24 protein-coding genes and 1 pseudogene are annotated in these 24,212 nt (G+C 63.2%); 18 read left to right on the forward strand and 7 right to left on the reverse strand.

Features of this window, described 5'->3' with window-relative positions:
• Positions 1–24: 24 nt before the first annotated feature.
• Genes AB0O87_RS05325 through AB0O87_RS05335 form a run of 3 tightly spaced genes read right to left on the reverse strand, consistent with a single transcriptional unit; the run spans position 25 to position 2,829 of the window.
• On the reverse strand, positions 25–2,136 hold the full coding sequence (locus AB0O87_RS05325) for a heavy metal translocating P-type ATPase (protein ID WP_200935185.1): 2,112 nt from the start codon (positions 2,134–2,136) through the stop codon (positions 25–27).
• A gap of 56 nt (positions 2,137–2,192) precedes the next feature.
• Positions 2,193–2,516: a cation transporter gene (locus AB0O87_RS05330; protein WP_055876979.1), complete on the reverse strand. Its 324-nt coding sequence runs from the start codon at positions 2,514–2,516 to the stop codon at positions 2,193–2,195.
• 31 nt (positions 2,517–2,547) lie between these two features.
• Entirely contained in the window at positions 2,548–2,829 is a 282-nt protein-coding gene (locus AB0O87_RS05335) for a metal-sensitive transcriptional regulator (protein ID WP_029259144.1), read from the reverse strand.
• A 234-nt stretch (positions 2,830–3,063) separates the two neighbouring features.
• Here AB0O87_RS05335 and AB0O87_RS05340 point away from each other — a divergent pair, with 234 nt between their 5' ends.
• From AB0O87_RS05340 to AB0O87_RS05360, 5 genes and pseudogenes are all read left to right on the forward strand, one after another.
• Positions 3,064–3,423 (forward strand): metalloregulator ArsR/SmtB family transcription factor, encoded by a 360-nt coding sequence (locus AB0O87_RS05340; RefSeq protein ID WP_029259145.1) that lies wholly within the window; start codon positions 3,064–3,066, stop codon positions 3,421–3,423.
• Positions 3,420–5,336 (forward strand): cation-translocating P-type ATPase, encoded by a 1,917-nt coding sequence (locus AB0O87_RS05345; RefSeq protein ID WP_363512396.1) that lies wholly within the window; start codon positions 3,420–3,422, stop codon positions 5,334–5,336. The genes AB0O87_RS05340 and AB0O87_RS05345 overlap by 4 nt, the downstream gene beginning before the upstream one ends.
• Positions 5,336–5,944, forward strand: a complete 609-nt coding sequence (locus AB0O87_RS05350) for a cadmium resistance transporter (protein ID WP_029259147.1) — start codon at positions 5,336–5,338, stop codon at positions 5,942–5,944. Before AB0O87_RS05345 ends, AB0O87_RS05350 begins: the two co-directional genes overlap by 1 nt.
• Positions 5,941–6,474, forward strand: a complete 534-nt coding sequence (locus tag AB0O87_RS05355) for a signal peptidase II (RefSeq protein WP_231494440.1) — start codon at positions 5,941–5,943, stop codon at positions 6,472–6,474. Before AB0O87_RS05350 ends, AB0O87_RS05355 begins: the two co-directional genes overlap by 4 nt.
• Before the next feature lie 54 nt (positions 6,475–6,528).
• A pseudogene (locus AB0O87_RS05360) lies at positions 6,529–6,738 on the forward strand (CoA-disulfide reductase); the annotation flags it as partial.
• A gap of 175 nt (positions 6,739–6,913) precedes the next feature.
• On the opposite strand, the gene AB0O87_RS05365 reads toward AB0O87_RS05360, so the two are convergent.
• On the reverse strand, positions 6,914–7,225 hold the full coding sequence (locus AB0O87_RS05365) for a thioredoxin family protein (RefSeq protein ID WP_081860107.1): 312 nt from the start codon (positions 7,223–7,225) through the stop codon (positions 6,914–6,916).
• Between the two features lie 433 nt (positions 7,226–7,658).
• On the opposite strand from AB0O87_RS05365, the gene AB0O87_RS05370 reads away from it, so the two are divergent.
• A complete protein-coding gene (locus AB0O87_RS05370) occupies positions 7,659–8,243 on the forward strand; it encodes a YdeI/OmpD-associated family protein (RefSeq protein ID WP_363512399.1) in 585 nt (194 codons plus the stop codon).
• Positions 8,244–8,361: 118 nt separating this feature from the next.
• Here AB0O87_RS05370 and AB0O87_RS05375 read toward each other — a convergent pair whose 3' ends face one another.
• A complete protein-coding gene (locus tag AB0O87_RS05375) occupies positions 8,362–9,714 on the reverse strand; it encodes an NAD(P)/FAD-dependent oxidoreductase (RefSeq protein ID WP_363512401.1) in 1,353 nt (450 codons plus the stop codon).
• A complete protein-coding gene (locus tag AB0O87_RS05380) occupies positions 9,711–10,055 on the reverse strand; it encodes a thioredoxin family protein (protein ID WP_363512403.1) in 345 nt (114 codons plus the stop codon). Before AB0O87_RS05380 ends, AB0O87_RS05375 begins: the two co-directional genes overlap by 4 nt.
• Before the next feature lie 113 nt (positions 10,056–10,168).
• Between AB0O87_RS05380 and AB0O87_RS05385 the strand changes: the two genes are divergently transcribed.
• On the forward strand, positions 10,169–10,645 hold the full coding sequence (locus AB0O87_RS05385) for a hypothetical protein (RefSeq protein WP_363512405.1): 477 nt from the start codon (positions 10,169–10,171) through the stop codon (positions 10,643–10,645).
• On the opposite strand, the gene AB0O87_RS05390 is transcribed toward AB0O87_RS05385, so the two are convergent.
• Entirely contained in the window at positions 10,642–11,763 is a 1,122-nt protein-coding gene (locus AB0O87_RS05390) for an AI-2E family transporter (protein WP_363512407.1), read from the reverse strand. The genes AB0O87_RS05385 and AB0O87_RS05390 overlap by 4 nt on opposite strands.
• 125 nt (positions 11,764–11,888) lie before the next feature.
• On the opposite strand from AB0O87_RS05390, the gene trxB reads away from it, so the two are divergent.
• The 11 genes from trxB to AB0O87_RS05445 all read left to right on the forward strand — a co-directional run bounded on the left by trxB (position 11,889) and on the right by AB0O87_RS05445 (position 24,212).
• Positions 11,889–12,863 (forward strand): thioredoxin-disulfide reductase, encoded by a 975-nt coding sequence (gene trxB, locus AB0O87_RS05395; RefSeq protein ID WP_363512408.1) that lies wholly within the window; start codon positions 11,889–11,891, stop codon positions 12,861–12,863.
• Complete coding sequence (arsB, locus tag AB0O87_RS05400) at positions 12,860–13,957, forward strand: ACR3 family arsenite efflux transporter (RefSeq protein ID WP_363512410.1); 1,098 nt, start codon at positions 12,860–12,862, stop codon at positions 13,955–13,957. The genes trxB and arsB overlap by 4 nt, the downstream gene beginning before the upstream one ends.
• Positions 13,954–14,946: a metalloregulator ArsR/SmtB family transcription factor gene (locus AB0O87_RS05405; protein WP_363512411.1), complete on the forward strand. Its 993-nt coding sequence runs from the start codon at positions 13,954–13,956 to the stop codon at positions 14,944–14,946. The genes arsB and AB0O87_RS05405 overlap by 4 nt, the downstream gene beginning before the upstream one ends.
• A 23-nt stretch (positions 14,947–14,969) precedes the next feature.
• Complete coding sequence (locus AB0O87_RS05410) at positions 14,970–15,377, forward strand: arsenate reductase ArsC (RefSeq protein WP_363512413.1); 408 nt, start codon at positions 14,970–14,972, stop codon at positions 15,375–15,377.
• Positions 15,378–15,496: 119 nt separating this feature from the next.
• A complete protein-coding gene (locus tag AB0O87_RS05415) occupies positions 15,497–17,704 on the forward strand; it encodes a DUF5979 domain-containing protein (RefSeq protein ID WP_363512415.1) in 2,208 nt (735 codons plus the stop codon).
• Positions 17,705–17,805: 101 nt separating this feature from the next.
• Positions 17,806–19,023 (forward strand): sensor histidine kinase, encoded by a 1,218-nt coding sequence (locus AB0O87_RS05420; protein ID WP_363512417.1) that lies wholly within the window; start codon positions 17,806–17,808, stop codon positions 19,021–19,023.
• Positions 19,020–19,640 (forward strand): response regulator transcription factor, encoded by a 621-nt coding sequence (locus tag AB0O87_RS05425; RefSeq protein WP_363512419.1) that lies wholly within the window; start codon positions 19,020–19,022, stop codon positions 19,638–19,640. Before AB0O87_RS05420 ends, AB0O87_RS05425 begins: the two co-directional genes overlap by 4 nt.
• 130 nt (positions 19,641–19,770) lie before the next feature.
• Complete coding sequence (locus AB0O87_RS05430; RefSeq protein WP_363512421.1) at positions 19,771–20,481, forward strand: DUF4822 domain-containing protein; 711 nt, start codon at positions 19,771–19,773, stop codon at positions 20,479–20,481.
• 18 nt (positions 20,482–20,499) lie between these two features.
• Positions 20,500–21,777 carry an ankyrin repeat domain-containing protein gene (locus AB0O87_RS05435; RefSeq protein ID WP_363512423.1) on the forward strand — a complete coding sequence of 426 codons (1,278 nt, stop codon included), beginning with the start codon at positions 20,500–20,502 and terminating at the stop codon, positions 21,775–21,777.
• A 180-nt stretch (positions 21,778–21,957) separates the two neighbouring features.
• Positions 21,958–22,935: a TerC/Alx family metal homeostasis membrane protein gene (locus AB0O87_RS05440; RefSeq protein WP_363512425.1), complete on the forward strand. Its 978-nt coding sequence runs from the start codon at positions 21,958–21,960 to the stop codon at positions 22,933–22,935.
• Positions 22,935–24,212: a hemolysin family protein gene (locus AB0O87_RS05445; protein WP_363512427.1), complete on the forward strand. Its 1,278-nt coding sequence runs from the start codon at positions 22,935–22,937 to the stop codon at positions 24,210–24,212. The genes AB0O87_RS05440 and AB0O87_RS05445 overlap by 1 nt, the downstream gene beginning before the upstream one ends.

The following is a 24,212-nucleotide window of genomic DNA, read 5'->3' on the forward strand; positions in this document are numbered from 1 at the left end:
GTCCGTCGACCTAACTGTTTCTCGCTACTTACCGGCCACGGCGTCCGGGCGCAGATCCAGTCGGCGCAGCAGCTGCGCGTTGAGCGCGACGACGATGGTTGACAGGGACATCAGCAGCGCGCCCACGGACATCGGGAGCACGAACCCGATCGGGGCGAGCACTCCGGCGGCGAGGGGGACGGAGAGCAGGTTGTAGCCGGCGGCCCACCAGAGGTTCTGCTTCATCTTCCGGTAGCTGGCCCGCGACAGTTCGATCACCGAGAGCACCGACCGGGGGTCGTCGCTGGCGAGGATGACGCCCGCGGACGCGATCGCAACATCCGTCCCGGCGCCGATGGCGATGCCGACGTCGGCCTGCGCGAGCGCGGGGGCGTCGTTGACACCGTCTCCGACCATCGCGACCTTGCGCCCTTCGCCTTGCAGCTCTTTCACCTTCGAGGCCTTGTCTTCGGGTCGGACCCCGGCGAAGTACCGGTCGATGCCGAGCTCGCCCGCGACGGAGGCTGCGACCGCGTCGGCGTCACCGGTGATCATGACCACCTGCACGCCACGCTCGTGGAGGGCCTCGACGGCGTGACGCGACTCCGAGCGGATCTCATCCGCCAAGCGCAGGGCACCCGCGACCTGTCCGTCGACGAGCACGTGGAGGATGATCGCACCCTCACGGCGCCACTCGTCGGCGACCGGTAGCTCGGAGGCGTGTTCCTGCTCGAGCATGTACGGGCCACCGACCTGCACCACGCGCCCATCGACACGTGCACGGACCCCGACCGCCGGGGACGATTCGAAATCGGCTGACGAGGGGACCGTGAGGGTCTTCTCTTTCGCCGCGTTGACGATCGCGCGGGCGAGGGGGTGTTCGGAGTCTGCTTCCGCGGCCGCGGCCCAGGCCAGCAGCTGGTCAGGGTCGGTCCCGGAGACGGGGTCGATCGCGGTCACGGCGGGGGTGCCCTTGGTGAGCGTGCCGGTCTTGTCGAACAGGACGGTGTCGACGGTGCGCATGCTCTCCAGCGCGAGACGGTCCTTGATCAGCACGCCTCCGCGAGCGGCACGCTCGGTGGCGATCGACACGACGAGCGGGATCGCCAGACCGAGCGCGTGCGGGCAGGCGATCACCAGCACGGTGATCGTGCGGATCACGGCGGCGTCGGGCATGCCGACGATCGTCCAGACGATGGCGGTGATCGCGGCGGCGCCGAGCGCGAACCAGAACAGCCACCCGGCGGCCTTGTCTGCGAGCCGCTGCGCGCGCGAGGATGAATTCTGCGCTTCGGTCACCAGCTTTTGGATCCCCGCGAGAGCGGTGTCGTCGCCGATCGCGGTGATCTCGACCCGCACCCCGGAATCGGTGGCGACGGTGCCGGCGATGACCTGGTCGCCGTCGCTGCGGCGCACGGGCCGGGACTCGCCGGTGATCATCGACTCGTCCATGCTGGCCGAGCCCTGCACGATCCGCCCGTCAGCGGGCACCCGCCCGCCTGGGCGCACCACCACCACGTCACCCACCAGCAGATCGGACGGGGCGACCGTCACGGTCGTGTCGCCTTCGATCTTTTCCGCCTCGTCGGGCAGCAGTGCAGCGAGGGAATCCAGTGCTGAGGTGGTCTGTGCGAGGGAGCGCATCTCGATCCAGTGGCCGAGCAGCATGATCACGATCAGCAGCGCCAGCTCCCACCAGAAGTCCAGCTCATGATGGAGGAGGCCGAGGCTCGCGCCCCAGGATGCGAGGAACGCGACCGTGATCGCGAGGGCGATCAGGAGCATCATTCCGGGCTTGCGGGCACGAAGTTCACTCACCGCGCCGGTGAGGAACGGGGCCCCACCCCAGATGTACATGACCGTCCCGAGAACCGGGGACACCCACCCAACCCAGGCGGCTTCCGGCAACGGGTACCCGAGCAGCATCGAGAACATCCCCGAGAACCCGACAACCGGGACCGCAAGGACCAGCATGATCCAGAACAACCGCCGGAACTGGCCCACGTGATCGCCGTGGCCCGCGTGACCGCCGTGGCCCGCGTGACCTTGAGGAGCGCCGTGGTCGTGGCTCATCGCCGCGTGGTCATGCTGCGCCGTCGGCGCGGTGCCGGGATTCTCGTGTGCGATGTGATGGGTGTGCTCGTCGTGCTGGCTCATCAGAACTCCTTGTTCGATGCGCCCGGGGTCGAGCCGGGTGCGGACGGATAAGTGAATCAGGCCTGGCTGGTCGCGAGGCTGTAACCGGCCTCTTCGACCGCAGCCCTCACGGCAGCGGGATCGACAGGGGCTGCGCTGTGGATCGTCACGCGGGACGAGCCGCCGGCGTTCAGGTCGACAGCGACGAACGCGACACCGTCAAGCGCGCTCAGTTCCTCACTAACGCTCGACACACAGTGCGAGCACGTCATTCCCGTGACCAGTACCTCTTCCGAGACCGGGGCCGCCACAGGAGTGGATGCCTCGATGTTCGATGGGGCTGCGCAGCATGCGCAACCAGCGTTTGCGTCCTTCAGTCCGAGTTCGATGCGGTCAGTCATAGTGAATTTCTCCAGATCGTTAGACGTGTGGTTATGAACGGACCAGGCGAGCGATGGCGTCGTTAGCTTCGCGGACCTTCTCCGCCGCAACCTCGCCACCCTCAGCGCTTGCCTGAGCGACGCAATGGCTCAGATGGTCACCCAGGAGCGACAAGGCCACCGTTTCGAGCGCCTTCGTGGCCGCAGCGACCTGCGTCAGGATGTCGATGCAGTACTTGTCCTCATCGACCATCCGCGAGATACCTCGCACCTGACCCTCAACCCGACTCAATCGCTTGCGCAGATCCGCCTTGTTGTCGGTGTAACCGTTCATACCCACAACATACCCCCTGGGGGTATGTAACTCAACAGGCACCGGCCTATTCCCGAACGACAGCCTCCGGCTGCAGTTTCGCGGGACGATCGCTATCGAGCGCCCGGCGGCATGCGGCGTCGTCCACCACAGCAGGATCGCGCACCTCACGACTGGTTGACGCGGCGACGAACAGAACGCCATAACATTCGATCGAATTGATAACCAGTCAGCGGTCACTGTATAGTTCAGTGCATGCTGACCATTGCTTCCCGTCTTGATGTGATGAACCGACTCGGCCGGGCCATGGCTGATCCGACCCGTTCCCGGATCTTAATGACGTTGCTCGACGGACCGAGCTATCCCGCTGTGCTCTCGCGCGAACTGGAGCTGACGCGCTCGAACGTGTCGAACCACCTCACCTGCCTGCGCGATTGCGGCATCGTCGTTGCCGAGCCGGAGGGCCGTCAGACCCGATACGAAATCGCCGACCCGCACCTAGCTGCTGCCCTCGTCGCACTGGTGGACGTGACGCTGGCTGTCGACGTGCACGCCCCGTGCGTGGACTCGGCGTGCACGGTGGCGGGCTGCTGCGGAGCGGGGGCTGGCGCGTGAGCGAGGCGTGTGGTTGCGAGCATGAGCCTGCCGCCACGGCGGGAGAGGAACACGAAGAGGCTGAGCGGCCCTGGTGGAAAGACCGCGGGATCATGGTGCCGATCTTCTCGGGTGTCGCGTTCCTGGGGGGTCTGATCCTCGAGTGGTCCGGCTTAGAGATCCCGGCGTTGGTGCTGTTCTGGGTCGGACTACTGCTGGGCGCGTCGACGTTCACGCCGGGCGCGATCCGGAAACTATTCAAGGGCAAGCTCGGCATCGGGTTGCTGATGACGATCAGCGCGATCGGCGCAGTCATCCTCGGGTACGTGGAGGAGGCTGCAGCTCTGGCGTTCTTGTACTCGATCGCTGAGGCGCTCGAGGACAAGGCGATGGACCGCGCCCGCGGCGGGCTAAGGGCACTGCTGAAGCTCGTGCCGGAGACAGCGACGGTGCTGCAGGGCGGTGTCTCCGCGCAGGTACCGGCGAGAGAGTTGACGGTTGGCCAGGTCATGGTGGTCCGCCCGGGTGAGCGGATCGCGACCGATGGGATCGTCCGATCCGGGCGCTCCAACCTGGACACATCGGCGATCACCGGGGAGTCGATCCCGGTCGAGGTCGAGCCTGGCGATGTTGTGTCGGCCGGTGCGATCAACAGTGCCGGCGCGCTGGAAGTCGAGACGACGGCTGCGGGCACCGATAACTCGCTCACGACGATCGTGGAGCTGGTCGAGAAAGCGCAGACCGACAAGGGCGAGCGTGCCCGTCTGGCGGACAGGATCGCCCGCCCACTGGTGCCCGGCGTTCTGATCCTCGCGGCGCTCGTCGCGATCATCGGTTCGCTTCTGGGGGACCCGGAGGTGTGGATCACCCGCGCGCTCGTCGTGCTGGTCGCGGCCTCTCCGTGTGCGCTAGCGATCTCGGTCCCGCTGACGGTCGTCGCTGCGATCGGCGCCGCGAGCAAGTTCGGCGTGATCATCAAGTCCGGCGCCGTCTTCGAGCGCTTCGGCACGGTCCGACACGTCGCCGTCGACAAGACCGGCACCCTCACCCGCAACGAACCCGTGGTCACCGCCGTACTCACCGCGAACGGTGTAACCGAGGTCCAGGCGTTGGCGTGGGCGGCTGCGCTGGAGCAGCACAGCACACATCCTCTCGCCGCAGCGATCACCGCCGCAGCTCCGGGGACACCGGCAGCTGCAGATGTGACCGAGCAGGCCGGCCACGGCATCGACGGCACCGTCGACGGATCGAGAATCACCGTCGGCAGCCCCCGCTGGCTGGACGCCGGCGACCTCGTTGAGCGGGTCGCAACGCTGGAAGAGCAGGGCATGACCGTCGTCATCGTGCACCGAGACGGGTCACCGGTCGCCGCGATCGGCGTCCGCGACGAGCTGCGCCCTGAAGTCCCCCAGGTAGTCCGGACACTCACCGGCCAGGGCGTCGGGGTGACGATGCTCACCGGCGACAACGCCCGGACCGCTCGTGCCCTGGCTGCGCAGGCCGGGATCAGCGATGTGCGCGCGGAGCTGCGCCCCGAAGACAAGGCGACCGCGATCGGGGAACTGTCGAAGGCGGGACCGGTCGCGATGATCGGCGATGGCATCAACGATGCCCCCGCCCTCGCGGGCGCAGACGTCGGCATCGCGATGGGCGCGACCGGCTCCGACGCAGCGATCGAATCCGCGGACGTGGCCTTCACCGGCCATGATCTACGCCTCATCCCGCGGGCGTTCGATCACGCCCGGCGCGGTCGACGGATCATCAACCAGAACATCATCCTGTCGCTGCTGATCATCACCGCCCTGCTCCCGCTCGCGCTCTTCGGCGTCCTGGGGCTCGCGGCCGTCGTCCTGGTCCACGAGGTCGCCGAGGTCATCGTGATCCTCAACGGCCTGCGGGCCGCCCGCACCCGCACGCCACGACTGGGACGCTGATGCTCGCCACCATTGGATCAGCGATCGGCCTGTTCGCGGCAACCAACATCGACGACATCGTCGTGCTCACCGTGCTTTTCCTCGCCTCCAGCCGAGGGAAACCCCGGCCGTGGCAGATCGTCGCAGGCCAGTACCTCGGGTTCATCACCCTCGTCGTCATCAGCGTGATCGCCGCGCTCGGCCTCACCATCGTCCCGGACGAATGGGTCGGCTTCCTTGGCCTGATCCCGCTCGGCATCGGCATCTGGACGCTCATTCGCGGCCTGCGCCGCAACGGCGATGACGATGACGACGACTCCAAGATCACCGCGGTCGGACTGTGGGGCGTCGCTGGTATCACGATCGCCAACGGGGCGGACAACATCTCCCTCTACACGCCGATCTTCCGCACCAGCACGCCCGGCGACGTCGCGATCATGATCGTCGTGTTCCTCATCCTCGTTGCCGTCTGGTGCGCGGCGGGCCGGCTCATCGGCACTAACAAGGCAGTCACCGAGGGGTTGGAGCGCGTCGAGCACTGGCTTGTACCGGCAGTTTTCATCGGTCTGGGCCTGTTCATCCTGATCGAATCCGGGGTCATCGTCCGTCTGATCGAGGTCCTCGCATGATCCCTTCCGAAACAGAAGCTCACCCGCCCGCTGTGCGCGAGCGGTCGTCGGCGCGGCGGTGGCAGCTCACTGGTGGAGCGCTCCTGATCGCCGTGATTGTCGTGTTGATTGATCAGGGAACGAAGGTGTGGGCTGAAGCGGCCCTCACTGAGCGTGAGCGCGTCCCCCTAATCGGTGACCTGTTGGGTTTGCAGCTCGCCTACAACCCCGGAGCGGCATTCTCCTTCGGGGAAGGCTTCACCTGGGTGTTCGCGCTGCTAGCCGTCGCCGCCACCGTCACAGCAATCGTGTTCGCGTTCCGAGTACAACGCCTGGGATGGGCAATCGTCATCGGCGCGCTCGGAGGAGCTGCCGCCTCACACGCAGGCGACCGCCTTTTCCGCGATCCGGGATTCGCCCGCGGACACGTCGTGGACTTTCTCGCCTACGGAAATTGGTTCATCGGGAACATCGCCGACATCGTGATCTTCGCCGCAGCGGTCACCGGAGCGCTCCTCATGATCCGCGCCGGCGATGAGGCCACAAAGTGAAACCGCTTTGAGAAGCGGGGACAACCCATCAACTCGCCCTCTACATCGGCGCTATTGCTCGGCGCGCAGCTCGTCGGCACCCGCGGTGCGGAAATTTCCAAGCGCATCGACACCTACGCGGCAGCGCTGCACCACAGCATGACGATCGCCGCAATGAGCGACCTCGACCTCTCCTACACGCCCCCGCTCGGCTCCCCCTGGGATGCCGTGCAGGTCGCAACACAGGCATGGGAGCGCGAAGTCCGGACAATCGCCGTGGTGTAGCTCGCCCGTGCGTGCGGCTTCTGAGTGTGGGGACTACGTAGGCGGGCGGTCACGTCGTAAGCGAAGCGCGACCCACAAACCGCATCGTCGACAGATGAACGCACCGTCGTCTCCGAGGGCGTGCAGCTTCCTTCGTGGTAGATGCCGGCCGCAGCACGTGCAGGCGACATCGAGCTCAGTCTCCATAGGCCCTCATTGCCTCTCGGATCTGTTCAACCGTTGGCATCCCGGCCAACCCAGCAGGTGTGCTGTAGATGCGGCAAGCCAACTCACTACTACGATCCGACCCCGGGAAGAGATCGTTTCCGTCCACCGTGATCGTCGGGGAGCCCGCAAATTGAACCCCGGCGGCGTCTTCCTCTGTTCGGATGAGTCGATAACGCAGGCTCAATCCGTCGTGGCCTGTTTCGCTAAGCGCCTCGGCAACACGACGACTGGCCTCAACCCAGCTAGGGCAATCAGCGATATGCAGCAGCTCAATCTCCACGACTCAATCATCCTCGATTCTCTGCTGATGTCGTGACCCATTTGTGGTGGAGGGCTATCACCGAAAACGATCGTTTCCGGCCGACGTACCGAGGTCGCCGGCCGATTGTGCGACACGCCGGTCGCGCACCTGCCGAAAACCCCTGCCCGAACCTGTTGCGCCGAAACGGCCCGCCCGACCCTTTAGGCAATGTGAAAGCGGCCGCGATTTCCGACAAGTTTCGTGAGACAACCGGCAGTTTCCGCAGCGCACCACTCACCCGTCTTTCCGGGGGTGCTCCGTCTCACCAACCGACAAGTTTCGTGAGATCGGACATGTCCGGTGTCATCGACTCAGTCGTCTACGCGGTCGGGCATTCGTTGGAGATCGCTCGTCGCGGGTGAGTGCGATCCTTGAGTGGTTGGCACGTAACCCAGCCAGCTAGGAGTCAGAAGTGGTCGACACGTTATTTTTCAGTGATGCGGACGCTTTCAGCGTGTGGTTAGAAACGCACCACAACCACACGCCTGAGGTGTGGGTCTTGTTTCACAAGAGGGGCTCCGGCAAGGTCAGTCCAACATGGTCTGAAGCTGTCGATGTGGCGCTGTGCTTTGGATGGATCGATGGACTCAGAAAAAGTGTCGATAGTGACAGCTACAGGGTGCGCTTTACACCCCGCAAACGAAATAGCGTGTGGAGCGCCGTCAACGTAAACAAGGTTGAGGCGTTGACTCGGCTGGGAAGAATGAGGCCGGAAGGGCTGGATTTGTTCAACAGCCGACAGGACGCTCAGGGATACTCATCGAAAACACGCAACGTGGATCTCAACCCCGTCTACGAACGGAGATTCATGGAGCACCAGACCGCTTGGGACACGTTTTTGACCTTTGCGCCGTCGTACAGGCGTGACTCTGTCTGGTGGGTGATGAGCGCGAAGAAGGAAGAAACAAGGTTGAGAAGACTGGACATTCTGATTTCCTCGTCGTTACAGGGACAGCGAGTTCCTGTCTTCAGAGCGAAGGTGGCTCCGGAGGCCTGACGGCCTGCGCTTCGACATCGCCTAGCCAGCCCGATAGTGGACGGAAGCTGCGGGGTGTGATCGGAGGCAGGCTGTCCGACACCACTTGCCCGCGCGCCCGATCGGCAAACCCGGACACCTAGAGCAGAGAGGCAAGATCCGATCCGGTGGTGGGATAGGCGGTTGTCACAGATTTGAGTTGGCGCGTCGTGAGTCCCAGTTTGATGGCAAGCGCGAAGGTGTTGATCAGTTCGCCGTAGTCGGGACCGAGCAGGTGCGCGCCGACGATGAGGTCTCTCGAGCGGTCGATAAGAATCTTGGCGGCGGCGGTGCTTTCGCCGACGCGATAGTTCGAGTACCAGTCGCCTGTGTCGGTGTATCGAATGTCGAGGTCGATGCCCTGCTTCCGAGCCTCATCCTCGAGCAGGCCGACGCGCACGAGTTCGGGGATTGTGAAAACGGCGGTGGGGATTCCGACGTAGTCCGGAACCTTGGTGGTGCCCTTGATCATGTTGGATGCGGCGACCTTCGCTTCAGAAACGGCGACGGGAGTCAGCGGCGCACCAACAGTGCCTGCGGCATCGCCGGCTGCCCAGACCGCCGGATTTGTTGTGCTCTGCAGATGGCCATGGACGTGCACTCCCTGTGCATCCCACTGCACTTCTGCGGCTTCCAAGTTGAGGGCGGCGATGTCAGCGACTCGTCCTGCCCCGTGCACAACAAGGTCGGCGTCAACGGTTTCGGTGACGCCGTTGTGTTCAACAGTCACCTGATAGCTCTGCCCACGCTTTTCGACGGATGTCACGTGGCTGTCTCGCATCAGCGTGATGCCCACATCGCTACTGCGGTCGATGAGGCGCTCAACCAGGTCGGGGTCGAACTCTTTCAATGGACGAGGACCGCGGTCAATGATTGTCGCTGTGCTTCCTGCGCGGGCGACGAGGTGCGCGAACTCGAAAGATATGAAGCCGCCGCCGACAAAAAGCACCCGCGCAGGGAGAGTCTCAAGGTCTAAGAATTCGGTGCTGTCGATGAGATGCTCGTGGCCAGGGAAGCTCAGTGTCCGCGGTCGTGCACCAGTGGCGATCAGAAATCGATGGGCTTCGTAGGGGGCGCCGTCGATTTCGACCTGGCGGGTGCCGGTGAAGCGCGCATGTCCGTGGAGTGTCTCGACTCCAGCGTGGGCAAGATCGGCTTCCATTCGCGCGGGGATAGGCCCGGTAAAACCACGCTTATATTCCATCAGGTCTGGCCAGTTGATAGCCATTGCGTGGTCATCGATACCCTTGCCGCGCAGAAGGCGAGCACTTTCGATGATTTCGGCCCCTCGGCGCAGTATTTTCTTCGGGTCGCAACCCCTCAGTGCACACGTCCCGCCATAGGGGCGCGCATCAACGATGCCTACGCGCCACCCCTGCGAGGCGCACTTTTTCGCGGCGGCGATCCCGGCCATTCCGGCACCTATGACCAGCAGATCGTATGTCTCCGTCATGAGTTGTCTTCCTCGCAGACTGGTTCAGCTGCAGTGTCCCGCTCACGCAGTTCCACGACCGTGCGGAGTTGCTCGAGCGTTGGCGCTCCGGCATACCCGGTCGGTGTGGGATAGCGACGACATGTCAGGCCGACCGATGCGTCTGGCTCGACGAACAAGTCGACGCCGTCCATGCGGATGCTCGGTGAACCGAAGAATCTCAGCTGCACGGCCTCCTCGGCGGACTCCACCAACTGGTGGTGGATAGTGATGTCGGGGCGTTCGGTCGCGAGCAACTGTAGGCGTTCGTCCGCGACTTTCCAGTTTGGGCATCCGTCGAAGTAGAGCAGAGTTACATCCATAGTCGTGACCTTAAACCCTGACCCGGGTTGATCCGGAACTTGCACCGGCCCGTGAGTAGCCTGGAGGGAGAGCCGCGACCAACGGAAGCTCGCGGCGCATTAAGGGGGAGCCGATGACTGTTCGCATGCGCTGGTTGGGGCTGATGGCCCTTGCGTCGTTGGTGCTTTCGGGGTGCTCGACCGCGGGTGGCGCTGATGGCACTTCCGCATCCGCTGGCGGGGTTATCGAGCTTGCTGTCGCGGAGGTGTGCGAAGCAGGTTCCGACCCGCAGTGCGTCCTTGTAGGCGAAGAGTATGTCGTTGTTCCCTCGGACTTTGAGAGCGCTGGCGTCGAGAGTGCTGCGGCGATCGAAGATGCGCAGCAGAACGCGGTCGAGGTGACTCTCACGTCCGAAGGCGCGGCGGTGCTCAATGACCTCTCAGGACAGGCGGCTCAGGCAGGAGACGACACTCGTCTTCTCTTCAAAGTTGACGACGACATCCTCTCCGCCGTCCGAGTGATGGACGCTTTACAGGGCAACCAGGTGGTCATTGCGCTGGGTTCGGAGGATGCCCCGCAAGAGCTGGTGGATCGGCTGCAGGGGTCTTAATCCGTCCTCGTCTGAGCGATCCGCATCGACGGTTTCTCGTTGTCTCCGAACCAAATCTTGATGGCGGCCCATGCGGATGCGGTGAGCGGGACGGCGATGATGGCACCAATGATGCCGCCCAGAATCGTACCGATCGTCAAAGCCAAGAGGATGACGAGCGCGTGCAGCCTCAGCGACTTGCCCATAACGACTGGCTGTAGCAGGTCGCCCTCGAGTTGATTGACGGCGATGACGACGATGATGACGATGAGGGCAACGACAGGGCCGTTGGCGACGAGGGCGACGAGCGCGGCGAGAATGCCCGCGACAGTGGCGCCAACGATCGGGATAAATGCGCCAAGAAAGACGAGTACCGCGAGGGGCAGCGCGAGCGGAACTTGCAGGATCACGAGGGCGATGCCGATAACGACGGCATCGACGGCGGCGACGATTGCGGTGCCGCGCACGTAGCTTCCGAGTACTTCGATGATGCGGGGTCCGGCCTTCATTGTCTTTTCGCGAGTCGAGCCTTCGAGTCGCGCGGTCAAGAATGCCCAAATGCGATCGCCGTCTTTGAGGAAGAAGAACAGGATCACCACGATCAACACCGTTCCGGCGAGAACTTCGCCGACCGCGGTCACGCCAGCAAGTGCGCCGGACCCGAACTCACTTGTGGTGAAGAATCCGATGATTCCTTCTCGTGCTTCGGTGAGCTGGTCTTCGTCGATGGGGAGGTTGAGGCTCGTGAACCACGCTTGCAGATCCTCGAGACCCTGACTCGCACTTTCTGCCAGTTCGCTCCATTGCGAGCGAACTGCGAACACGATTCCCGTCGTGATGCCGCCGAGGACGAGCAATGAGCCGATGAGGGCAAGCCACGTTCCCACCATTCGGGGCACGTGGTGGCGCTGCAGGAAGGTGAGAAGCGGGCTGATCGCGGCGGCGACGATGAGGGCGATGAGCACCGGAATGACGACGAGCTTCAACTGCACCATCGCGAACACGGCGGCGGTGGCGACGAGCAAGATGAGAGCGATCTGAGCACTACGCGCTCCCGCTCTCCCCATCGAGTCCGACCAGACCCCAGGTCGCAACAGTTCCTCATTTACCTCGGGCTTGACCAGCAACTTCTTCCTCATAGGGGCGACTGTACGAATTGCTCGTCCAAGTCACTACTGGGTTGACAATCGGTTCGTTGGTCAGCCAGCGGTGGAGAGGGAGACACGAGCTTGCCTACGATATTGATCTCTGTCAATATAGAGACATGTCGATCCAAGAAGCTGAGCTGGTCATCATCGGTTCCGGTCCTGCGGGGTACACCGCCGCTGTCTACGCGGCGCGCGCAGGGCTCGCTCCCATCGTTCTGGCTGGCTCCGTCACTGCGGGCGGCGCGTTAATGACCACCACTGAGGTAGAGAACTTTCCCGGCTTCGTTGATGGGGTCCAGGGCCCAGAGCTGATGAAGTCGATGCGCGCCCAGGCGGAGCGGTTCGGTGCTCAGATCTTGCTCGATGACGCGATCACGGTCGAGCTCGACGGTCCGATCAAAACTGTAAAAACGGGTGCAGGGGAGACCTTCCTCGCCCGCGCCGTCATCCTGACCATGGGCTCCGCCTACCGCAAACTCGGACTCCCCGACGAGGAGCGGCTCACGGGTCGCGGTGTGTCGTGGTGCGCAACCTGCGATGGCTTCTTCTTCCGAGAGCAAGAAATCGTGGTGGTCGGCGGAGGGGACTCCGCCATGGAAGAAGCCCTCTTCCTCACCCGCTTCGCCTCGAAGGTCACCATCGTGCACCGCCGCGAAGAGTTCCGTGCCTCGAAGATCATGGCGCAGCGCGTGCTCGACCACCCCAAAATCGAAGTTGCCTGGAACAGCGAGGTAGCGGCGCTGGTCGGCGCAGAGAAGCTCGAAGCCGTAACGCTCCGTGACACGGTTTCTGGAGTCGAACGCGATCTGCCCGCCACCGGCATCTTCATCGCCATCGGTCACGACCCACGCTCAGAGATCGTCAGCGGAATCGTCGACACAGATGCAGATGGCTACGTGCGCGTGGATCACCCCTCGACACGCACGAACCTCCCTGGTGTCTTCGCGGCTGGTGACCTTGTCGACCACACCTACCGCCAGGCGATCACCGCCGCTGGCACTGGATGCGCCGCCGCGCAGGATGTGCAGCACTACCTCTCGTCCCTCGATGAGGCCGCCACCCCAGCCCCCGCGGTTGCGCTCCTCGCATGAGTACCGCGACTGCTTCCGTGGCCACGCCCACCACACGCCGCCTCTCGACACTTGACCGCTGGTTGCCACTGTGGATCGGCCTTGCAATGGTCGGGGGCATCCTCATCGGCCGGTTCATCCCCGGCGTATCCACTCTGCTGGCGCGCCTCGAAGTCGGCGGAATCTCCATCCCGATCGCGCTCGGCCTGCTGGTGATGATGTACCCGGTGCTGGCGAAAGTCCGGTACGACAAAGTCGCCGCCGTCACCGGAGACAAGAAACTGCTCATCTCTTCCCTGGTCCTCAACTGGATCGTCGGACCGGCGCTGATGTTCGCGCTCGCCTGGGTGTTCTTGCCCGACCTGCCCGATTACCGCACCGGACTCATCATTGTGGGCCTGGCGCGGTGTATCGCCATGGTCGTGATTTGGAATGACCTGGCCTGCGGCGACAGAGAAGCGGCAGCCGTGCTCGTCGCTATCAACTCCGTGTTCCAGGTGGTCGCGTTCTCGCTCCTCGGATGGTTCTACCTCACCGTTCTTCCCGGATGGCTGGGCCTTGATTCCCAAGGGCTCGATGTGTCCATTTGGCAGATCGCCCTGAACGTACTGATCTTTCTCGGCATCCCCCTCGTCGCTGGCTTCGCCTCCCGCCTGATCGGAGAGCGAGCGAAAGGCCGCGAATGGTACGAAGACCGTTTTCTGCCGAAGATCGGACCGTGGGCGCTATACGGCTTGTTGTTCACGATCGTCTTGCTGTTCGCGCTGCAGGGGGAGCAGGTCACGAGTCATCCGTGGGACGTCGCGCGCATCGCGCTGCCGCTGCTGGTCTACTTCGCGATCATGTGGTTTATCGGACTCTTCACCGGCAAAGCACTGGGGCTCGGCTACGCACGATCCTCGACGCTCGCTTTCACCGCCGCAGGCAACAACTTCGAACTCGCCATCGCGGTGGCGATCGGCACCTTCGGAGCAACCTCGGGCCAGGCGCTCGCCGGCGTTGTCGGGCCTCTGATTGAGGTTCCCGTGCTCGTCGGTCTCGTCTACGTTTCACTCTGGGCTGCCCGCCACTGGTTCCACACCGATCCATACACCGCAGAAAGGATGCCGTCATGAGTGCGTCATCAACGATCACGGGCGACGCGTGCAGTCCTGCTGCCACGCATGCCATCGGGCTCGAAGCAGCGTCATCCGTCGCCGCCACACTGAAAGCACTGTCCGATCCACTGCGGCTGCGGATGCTCTCTGCCATCGCCGCTGATCCCCGCGGCGAGTCGTGCGTGTGCGATTTGGCCGAGCTCGCCGATGTCGCCCAGCCGACCGTCTCCCACCACCTCAAGGTGCTGAAAGATGTCGATGTTCTGGTCTCAGAACGACGTGGAACGTGGGTCTGGTACCGGATCAACCCGAGCAGACGCAGCGCAGTCACCGCTCTCCTTGACTCGTTCGCTCCGGCCTCCGTCGCCCCGTGGAGCGTAGAAGCGGACGACGAAGAGCGCCGGCCCGACTTCGACACCAGGGTGACTCATCTCGCAGAAGAGCTCGCGGCAGAGGTGCCAGAACTCGACCCTCATGTTGTGCTCACCATTGTGCGCGAGTCCTACACGGCACTCGCGCGCACGGCGCGCGTGACTTCTGCCCTGGTTCCGCTCACCGAACGGTTTGCCCGCCAGCGACTTGCCGACCTCACCCGCGACCGCGATTTCTCTGTGCCGCACGTGCTTTTCGTCTGCGTCGCCAACGCGGGGCGCTCGCAGCTCGCCGCCGCACTCGTGAACAAGCTCGCTGCAGGCAAGGTTGTCGCGCGTTCGGCGGGGTCAAGCCCCGCCGACGTCATCCACCCGCATGTGCGCTCACTGCTCGCCGAAATCGAAGGTGACGCCGCATCCGACCGATTCCCGAAGCCACTCACCGACGACGCCGTGCGTGCCGCCGACGTCGTTATCACGATGGGCTGCGGCGACGTCTGCCCGATCATTCCCGGCGTGCGCTACGAAGACTGGGCTGTCGGTGACCCTGCCCTTGCTTCGCGCGAGGGTGTGGAAGCGATCCGTGACGACATTTCTGGACGAGTGCGTGCGCTCGTCGACGACCTCATTTCTTGACCACTACTTTTCAGGGAGCAACCATGACTGACAACACCGCCAAGCCCTCCGTTCTCTTCGTCTGCGTGCACAACGCCGGACGCTCGCAGATGGCCGCCGGGTTCCTTCGCAGCATCGCGGGTGACCGCATCGAGGTGCGCTCTGCGGGCTCCATGCCCGCCGACCAGATCAATCCGACGGCGGTAGCAGCCATGGCCGAGCTGGGGATCGACATCACCGCCGAGCAGCCGAAGGTGCTCACGACGGAGGCGGTTCAGGCCTCAGACGTCGTGATCACGATGGGGTGCGGTGACGCATGCCCCTTCTTCCCCGGCAAGCGGTATGAGGACTGGAAGCTCGACGACCCGGCAGGCCAGGGCATCGACGCCGTGCGCCCGATTCGGGACGACATCAAGGCGCGCATTGAGCAGCTCGTAAGCGAACTGGTATGACACTCCGCGGCGTTCGCATCGTCTTGCCCAGGTGAGTATCCGTTGACGGGCGCCGCGTTCGAGGTCATGCTGGGCTCGCGGGGACTCATGTGAGAGCCGCGTCTCACCGAGAGGAAAGCATGCTTTCTCCTACTGTCGTTAGCCAGACGAGACAGCGTCGAAGCGGTCGCATAGCGGCGCTTCTGCTGTTGATGGTGACTGCGGTGGTCTCCCTGCTCGTGGTCCCCGGGAGTGTGGCCTTTGCGGCCGACGGTGATCTGTCTACCGAGACTTTCCAAGGGGACTATGTCGCGGACGGCAGATGGCAGGCCTTCGGCGATGCCTGCCTCACCGGCGCCGTTGTTGGTCAAGCTCTTCCTGCAGGTGCCGCCGATATTGGCGCCTGTGCGAAGACAGTAGATTCGCCTCCTCTGGGTGACACTCCCGGCTTTCTGCAGCTGACCGACAACTCTCCTGGCTCCACCAGCAACGTTCTGTTCGACCGCGCCTTCCCCTCTACTGTCGGACTTGAGATCAAGTTCACGCAGTACCAGTACGCGGTATCAGACCCTGGTCTCGGTCCCGCAGACGGCATCGGATTCTTCCTTACGGACGGTCGCTACACACTCGACAGTCCAGGACCAACAGGTACTCTCGCCGGCGGCGCGTTGGGGTACGGAACCATCGACGGCCAGGATGGCGTGCAACAGGGGTATCTCGGGTTAGGGCTGGATGTATTCGGCAACTACTCCAGTCAGCCGTTTGTTGGCGAGTCGTGCACGACCACGTCAAACGGATCACCTGGTGCCGTTGCTCTCCGAGGCCCCGGCAACGGTAGCGATGGATACTGCTTGCTCTCCACTACCCCTTACGCCAACCTTCAGGGCAACGATTACACCGACGCGGGGCGCGTTGTCGAGATCACGGTCACGCCCGTGACGGCCGCTGAGCCGTTTCCGACAATCACAGTCATCATCGATGGGGTGCTGATTTCATCGGTGCAGATGACGGTGGCGGCTCCGCCCACCTTCAAAATGGGATTCTCTGCGTCAACGGGTCAGGGGCACGAAGTGCACCTCATCAACCTCTTCTCGGTGTCGACGCTCGAGACGCCCAGCGTGCTCAGCCTGGTGAAGTCGGTTGACCACACCGACGTCACCGGAACGCCGCAAACTATCTTCACTGCTGGGGAAACCGTGCCGTTCAGCTTCGTGGTGACGAATACGGGAGCGACCGAGCCAGTGGGCGACATCGTTGTCACAGACCCGAAGATCGCGGACATCAGTTGTCCTGCGACAGAGCTCCAACCACAAGACTCCTTCCTCTGCACAGGCACATATGGGCCGCTGTCTGCCGCAGAGGCGGCCGCAGGCGAGTTCGAAAACACGGGTCAAGTGAACGGTGTGACCACTGTGTCAAACACGCCGGTGTCAGATGTGTCGACGGCGGTTATCCCGACCTACCCGACCGGCGTTGTTTCTCTCACCAAGGCTGTCACGGGAACGGGGTCTTCTTCCGTTCCCGAGAACACGGCTTTCACTGTCGACTACAGCTACCCGAGCGCGGCATATGTTCCCGCGAGTGTAGACGCGGCAGGAAACCCGAACATCTATCCTGCGGGCACTGGCACAATCGAGGTGCGCAACGACGGTGTCGCGGTGGCCAGTGACGCGATCCCTCTCGGTGCCGTGGTGTCGCTGACTGAGCGGACTCCTGCGGCCATCGACAACGTGACGTGGGGGTCGGGCTCGTTCTCGTCTTCGCCAGTGACAATCGACGAAGATCCCACTCCCGTCACCCTCACCAATCCTGCAGCGCTGGATGCCGGTCTCGGTATTTTCACCGTGCTCAAGAATGTGACGGGTACCGGTGCTGGCACGGTTCCTGAAGACACGTCTTTCCAGGTCGACTACGAGTGGGTCGACGGTCCCGTTGGATCCGAATCTGGCTCGGGAACTCTGGTCGTGCAGAACGACGGAGTAGCTGTTTCCAGCCCCGCACTACCCGCGGGCGCTGTCGTATCGCTGAGCGAACAGACACCTGCTGCCATCGATGACGTGACATGGGGGCAGCCGACGTTCTCTTCATCTTCGTTGACGATTGGAGCGGACGCGGTCGAGGTTCAGCTGACCAATCCCGCTGAACTCGTCACGGTGCCGGTGGTGACGCCGCCAGACCCCGCAGATCCCACCGATCCCGCTAACCCAGACACAGGCTCCAACGCCGATGCGCTCGGGGCGACAGGTGGAACCGCGAACCCCTTCCTCATCGGCTTCGGGGTCGTAGCCCTGCTTCTCGGAGCGCTGCTGATCTTCCTCAAGCGGAAGAAGCGCAACTCGCTCAAGTAGCGCGAGGGCAGTCCGAGCGCCGATGAGCCGTGGCACCATCGGAATATGAGCGTTGTCACTCGCGCACTCCATGAGTTCGCACAGTACCCACGGAGGGCACCGTGAGCCAGGGACCCACAGTGCGAGAGCGGCGCCGACTGCCGGCGATGGATCGCGCCGTCGATATCGGTTTCGCGGTGCTCCTGCTCGTGTGCGGCGCACGGTACTTCAGCCGGCACGATCTGGATGGTGCGGGCATCGTCGCGCTTGTCCTCGCGGTCTGCTCCGGGGTCAGCTACGCGATCGCGGTCGCCGGCCGCCGCCCCGGGGTGAGTCCGGCGCGAAGGGGGCCCGCTGCGACCGCCTCGCGGCAAAGCACCGGCATTCTTCTCGCCACCGCATTCTGGTTGCCACTTGTGGTGATTGCGCCTTCGTTCGGATGGTGCGGATTTGCGCTCTTCTTCGCCGCGCACCGGGTGATACGGGGAAGGCTCGCCCTCGTGGTCTCCGCCATGATTGTTGTTGCCGTGAGCGTCGGACTGTTCCTCATGTCCAACGGCGATGATCTCGGATTGGTTTTGGGGCCGTTCGTTGGTGGCATGGTGCTCGCCTACGCGTATGCGGCGCTAGATCGCGCCCTCGATGAACAGCAGGTACTGATCGGCCAGCTGGTTGACACACGCGCGCAACTCGCACGATCTGAGCGGGATGCGGGGGCTCTCGCTGAGCGTGAAAGGGTGGCCAGCGAGCTGCACGACACGGTGGTGCAGAGCACGGCAACGGCGCTGCTCATGCTGGAGTCCGACGGTCTGCGCGCGGGAGCGAGTGGCTCCTCGGTAGGAGAAGTTCGTGATGCTTTGCGAGCAAGCCTGATCGAAACACGCCAGATGCTTCATGGGCTCGCTGACCCTCGCTCCACGGGGGATTCGCTCGCGGCGGCGCTGCGGGCACAGACAGAGAGCGCTGGCGCCGACTTCGCTGTCAGTGGAGTCGAACGACGAGTCTCCGATCAGGTGGCGCACGCTCTTCAGCGGGTGGTGCAAGAGGCCCTCACCAACGCGCGCAAACATGCCGCTGCGACGTCCGTGCACGTGACCCTCACCTACTTCGACTCGGAGGTGGGCGTCGACATCGCCGATGATGGCATCGGGTTCTCACCGACGAAGGCCGCGGAGCGATCCAGCAAGGAAGCACCCGTTGATGTGGGTTCGGGAGGGTTCGGCCTCCGCGCCATGGCATGGCGGGTCGAGGCGCTCGGCGGCGCACTGACGATCGAATCGCAGGTAGACGAGGGCACCGTCATCGCGGCGGTCGTTCCCACCCAGCTGGAGGAATCATGATTCGAATCCTGCTGCTCGATGATCACCCGGTGCTACGTCACGGTGTGCGGTCGCTGCTAGAAACGCAGAGTGATTTTGAGGTTGTCGCCGAAGCTGGATCCGTCGAAGAAGCTGCCGCCACGACGCAAGTGATCGATGTGGCTCTTGTAGACATTGATCTCGGTGACGACGTGCCCGACGGCATCGAAGGTATTCGCGCCATTCTTCGTACGCGCGCTGACACTCGCGTTCTCGTGTTTACCGCGTACGATTCCGACGCCGACATTGTGCGTGCGCTTGATGCGGGGGCGGTCGGATACCTCGTCAAAGACAGCAGACCTGCTGACCTCTTTAGTGCCATTCGCACCGCAGCAGACGGTGGTCGTCTGCTGGAGGGGCCGATTGGTGCACGCCTCCTCGAGCGCATCGATCGTCCAGAAGACGTGCTTACGGCGCGCGAGCTTGAAGTCTTGAGATTGGCGGCAAGTGGTCTCTCCAATCGTGACCTTGCGCGCGAGCTTCATGTCAGCGAAGCGACGGTGAAGACGCATCTGCACCACGCCTTCATCAAGCTCAGCGCAGATAACCGCCAGGCGGCGATTGCCGTGGCGGTCAAGCGGGGGATTATTCGTCTTTGAGGCATAGGTGTCTGTCAGGTGGCTTCAACTGATCGGTTGATGTGTCCCCGCTTTCTGATTTCTAACGTGGATTGTGTTCACTTCGGCTACCCGAGTCGAGGTTCCACTCTCACTTCAGGAAGAAGAAACCATGACGAACCACACCATGCCCTCTCGTGCCACCAAGCTCAGCGCAGCGGTGCTCCTTTCCGTCGCGCTCGGAGCGGCACCCGCCGGAACAGCATTCGCGGCAGACGCTCCTGTCGCTGCAACATCGGCCGTTTCGGCATCGTCCAGCACCGGCGCCGACCTGTTGGCGGGCACGCCGTGGGAGACCACCGGAGCCATTGACCAAGACGGCAATGAGGTTGCGCTCACCGATGAAGCCGTCGTGAACTTTGTGGGTTGGGCCTACTACGACGCCGACGGCACGTTCACGATGTACAACCTCGATGACACTCCAAAGATGCAGGGTGATTGGGCTGTCTCGCCGGATGGCTCGGAGCGCACTCTCGTTGCGAAGGACGACGACGGCGAGATCCTGTTCGAGCGTGTTGTGCCCATCACCGAGCTCACTACCGATGCGTTCACCTACCGTGTGGTGCCAGATGAGGCTGCGCCGGAGACGTATTTCGACGTCGTCCACACTCCCACCGACCACGCAGAACCGGGGACCACGTCGGACGCTGTTGAGGAAGACGGCACGGTCATCGCGGAGGGGAACGAGAGCGCCGCAGATGAAGCTGAAGTGGCTGGCAACGCGGGCCCGATCGCAGCAATCGTTGCGGGCATCGTGGCAGTTCTTGGTGGCGCAGCGCTGGTCATGAAGAAGTTCATGCGCCGCGGAAACACGAAGAGCTGACGTCGGAAGGGCCTGATCATGAACAAGCGTTTCCTTGCCGCCACCGCGGCTACAGTGTCCCTCGTGCTCCTCGCGACGGGCTGCGCCGCAGCCGAACCGCCCTCAGCGATACGAGCGACCGAGGCAGCGACGCCTGCCCCCGTCGCCGCCGATCCGGACAGCCCATATGCGGGGCTTAGCCAGGAAGAACTGGACACGAAGCTCATTGCGGCGGCCTGGGCCAACGATCTCGATGCGGCGACATTGCTCATTGCCGCGGGCGCCGATGTCAACGCCAAGGACTCGACTGTTCAAAGTGCTTACCTGATCGCGGCGAGTGAGGGGTATCTGCCCCTTCTCAACCTCACCCTAGAGAACGGTGCGGATGTGGCGAGCCTCGACTCGTGGAATGGCACTGGTCTCATTCGCGCAGGAGAACGTGGTCACGCTGGGATCGTGGGACGCCTGGTGCAGGCCGGCATTGATCTCGACCACGTGAACAATCTCGGTTGGGTGGCCCTGCATGAGGCGCTCGTTTTCGCCAAGCCCGCACAGGTCGACGCCTACGTCGACACCGTACGGGTGTTGGTGGCCGCGGGGGCCGATGTGACCATCCGTACGGAGCGCGATGGGCGCACACCCACGCAACTCGCTCAGCAGGAATCGCTGGCACCGCAAGCCGAACTGCTCGACGCAGCGAAGGCGATTACAGAGGATCAGACCGATGCTGACCAGAGATTGCTCGCCGCGGCGGAGGAGGGGGACGCCGATGCCGCCGCGCTTGCGTTGCGCGCGGGAGCAGATATCGAGGCACGTAACCGTCTTCAACAGACACCACTGTTGCTGGCTTCCACCCACGATCACGTCGATGTGGCGCGATTGCTCGTGGCGCTGGGGGCAGACCCCGACGCGCTAGACCACCAGCAAGACACTGCGTGGTTGGTAACGGGGGTGACGGGAAGTGTGGAGATGCTTGAGGCGCTTTTGCCCGCAACCCCCGACATGGCGATCCCGAACAGATTCGGTGGATTGTCGCCGATCCCCGCGGGAGAGCGCGGCCATCTGGACTACATCAAGCGGGTCGTCAGCACAGATGTAGACCTTGACCACGTCAACAACCTCGGATGGACCGCGCTGCTGGAGACGGTGCTCTTCGGAGATGGCTCGCAGCGATACACGCAAATCGTGAACGTGCTCATCGAGGCTGGAGCCGATGTCAGCATTCCAGACAAAGACGGCGTTACGGCCTTGGAGCACGCGCGCAACAGGGGACTTACCGACATCGCGCGCGCATTGGAGATGGCAGGGGCGAACTGATCACAGAAATCCACAGCAACTGCAAAGATTCGACCCGTACCCTAAAAACCCCAAGGGGAGTACTCCGATACGGTCGGGTCGTCATTACGGATGCAGGTTGCATCCCGGCCCACCGGTTCCTGGTTTAGGAATGGAGAAGACTTTGGCGGTGCTTTCGTACCCCGAGTCTGGAGTCCCCATTTGGATATCACGCCGCTGATCTGGATCATCACGATCGCGATCACGATCGCCTTCTTCGTGTACGAGTTTTTTGCGCATGTGCGCACCCCGCATGAGCCGACGATCGGGGAGTCTGCCCGTTGGTCGGTTTTCTACATCAGCCTCGCGCTGTTGTTTGGTGTGGGTATTGGTGTCGTATCCGGGTGGGGGTTCGGCGGGGAGTACTTCGCGGGGTACCTCACTGAGAAGGCGCTCTCGATCGACAACCTCTTCGTCTTCCTCATCGTGATGACAGGGTTTGCCGTACCGAAGAAGTATCAGCAGAAGGTGCTGATGGTCGGCATCGTGATCGCTCTGATTCTGCGCGGCATCTTCATCGCCGTCGGGGCAACCCTCATCGAGAACTTCTCGTGGATCTTCTACGTGTTCGGCGCGCTGCTTCTTGTGCTCGCGTACCGACAGGCGTTCAGCAACCACGAGAGCGACCCGGCAAACGGTCGATTCATGCAGTTTGTGCGCCGCATTCTTCCGGTCAGTGACGAGTACAACGGCGACAAGCTCACGGTCGTAAAAGATGGCAAGCGCTTCATCACTCCGATGCTGCTCACCATCATCGCCATCGGGTTTATCGACCTGGTCTTCGCTGTGGATTCCATCCCGGCGATTTACGGTCTCACCGATCAGGCGTACATCGTCTTCACGGCGAACGCTTTCGCGTTGATGGGACTCCGCCAGCTCTACTTCCTTATCGGGGGGCTTCTTGAGCGCCTCGTCTACCTGGCGCAGGGCCTCGCCGTCATCCTCGCCTTCATCGGCGTCAAGCTCGTACTGCATGCGCTGCACGTGAACGAGCTTCCGTTCATCAACGGCGGCGAAGGTGTGGAGTGGGCGCCGGAGATTCCGATCTGGTTCTCGCTGCTCTTCATCGCCGCGACGATCGCCGTGGCCACGGTAGCGAGCCTCATGAAGACGCGCCGTGCGCCGGAAGTGTCGAGTTGATGGACGGACTGCTCTGGAACATCGCGCTCGTTTTTGCGTTTGTCCTGATCGGTGGAGTCTTCGCCGCCACAGAGATGGCGTTGGTGACGCTGCGCGAAAGCCAGATCAACGCCATCGGCCAACGTGGTCGTCGCGGGGCGAAGGTCGCAGCGCTCGCTCGCAACCCCAATACGTTTCTCTCTGCAGTGCAGATCGGTGTCACTGTGGCCGGGTTCGCCTCAGCGGCGTACGGGGCCACGTCGATCGCGCCGTCTCTAGCGCCGGTGTTCGAGTCGTGGGGTCTTGCCTCCGCACTCTCCCTCACGATCGCCACGGTCGTGCTCACCCTCGTGATCGCCTACCTCTCGCTTGTGCTCGGTGAACTCGTTCCGAAGCGACTCGCGTTGCAACGCAACGCCCAGTTCGCCTACGCCATTGCGCCGGCGCTCAACGGTTTTGCCACTGTGATGCGTCCGGTGATCTGGCTGCTCTCGGTATCAACGAACGCGCTTGTGCGACTGCTCGGTGGCGACCCCCACAAGACCAGCGATGAGATGACCGATGAAGAGGTGCGCGACATCGTCGCGAGCCACCAGGGGCTACCGGACGACGAACGACGCATCCTCGATGATGTTCTCTCGCTGCGTGATCGCCAGGTAAGCGAGGTCATGCGACCGCGGCCAGAGGTAGTCGCACTCGACGAAGCGTCAAGTGTTGGCGAGGTGTTGGCTCAGGTGCGCGAACTTCCGTTCTCCCGCTACCCGGTTTCAGACACATCGATCGATGACATCACGGGGTTCGTCCACGTGCGTGACCTCTTCGAGGCAGCGAGCGACGATGCCACCCGCCAGCTGAGCGCGCTCGTGCGCGATATCCCCTATATTCCATCGACGGCACGTGTGTTGCCGACCCTCACGCGGATGCGCGCGGAAGGGCACCACATCGCGGTGGTTGTCGACGAGTACGGCGGAACAGACGGTCTCGTGACCCTCGAAGACCTGGTCGAAGAGGTAGTGGGAGAGATCTTCGACGAATACGACACCGAGGTGGTTCCTGCAGACGACGGTCTTGACGGCCGCCTCAATCTGCAGGACTTCGAGGAGGCCACGGGGCTGTCGATGCCGCGTGGTTCATCTGACACCATCGCCGGATTCGTGACGGAGCAGCTGGGCAGGCTAGCGGTCGTAGGAGACGTGGTCGAGGTGCCAGGAGCAACAATCCAGGTCACTGAGCTGGATCGCCGACGCATCGCCCGCGTGCGGATCACCCCAGAGCCCATCGCCGAGATTGAGGTGTGA

The sequence above is a fragment of the Microbacterium sp. NPDC076768 genome, from assembly GCF_040687205.1.
GTDB lineage: Bacteria > Actinomycetota > Actinomycetes > Actinomycetales > Microbacteriaceae > Microbacterium.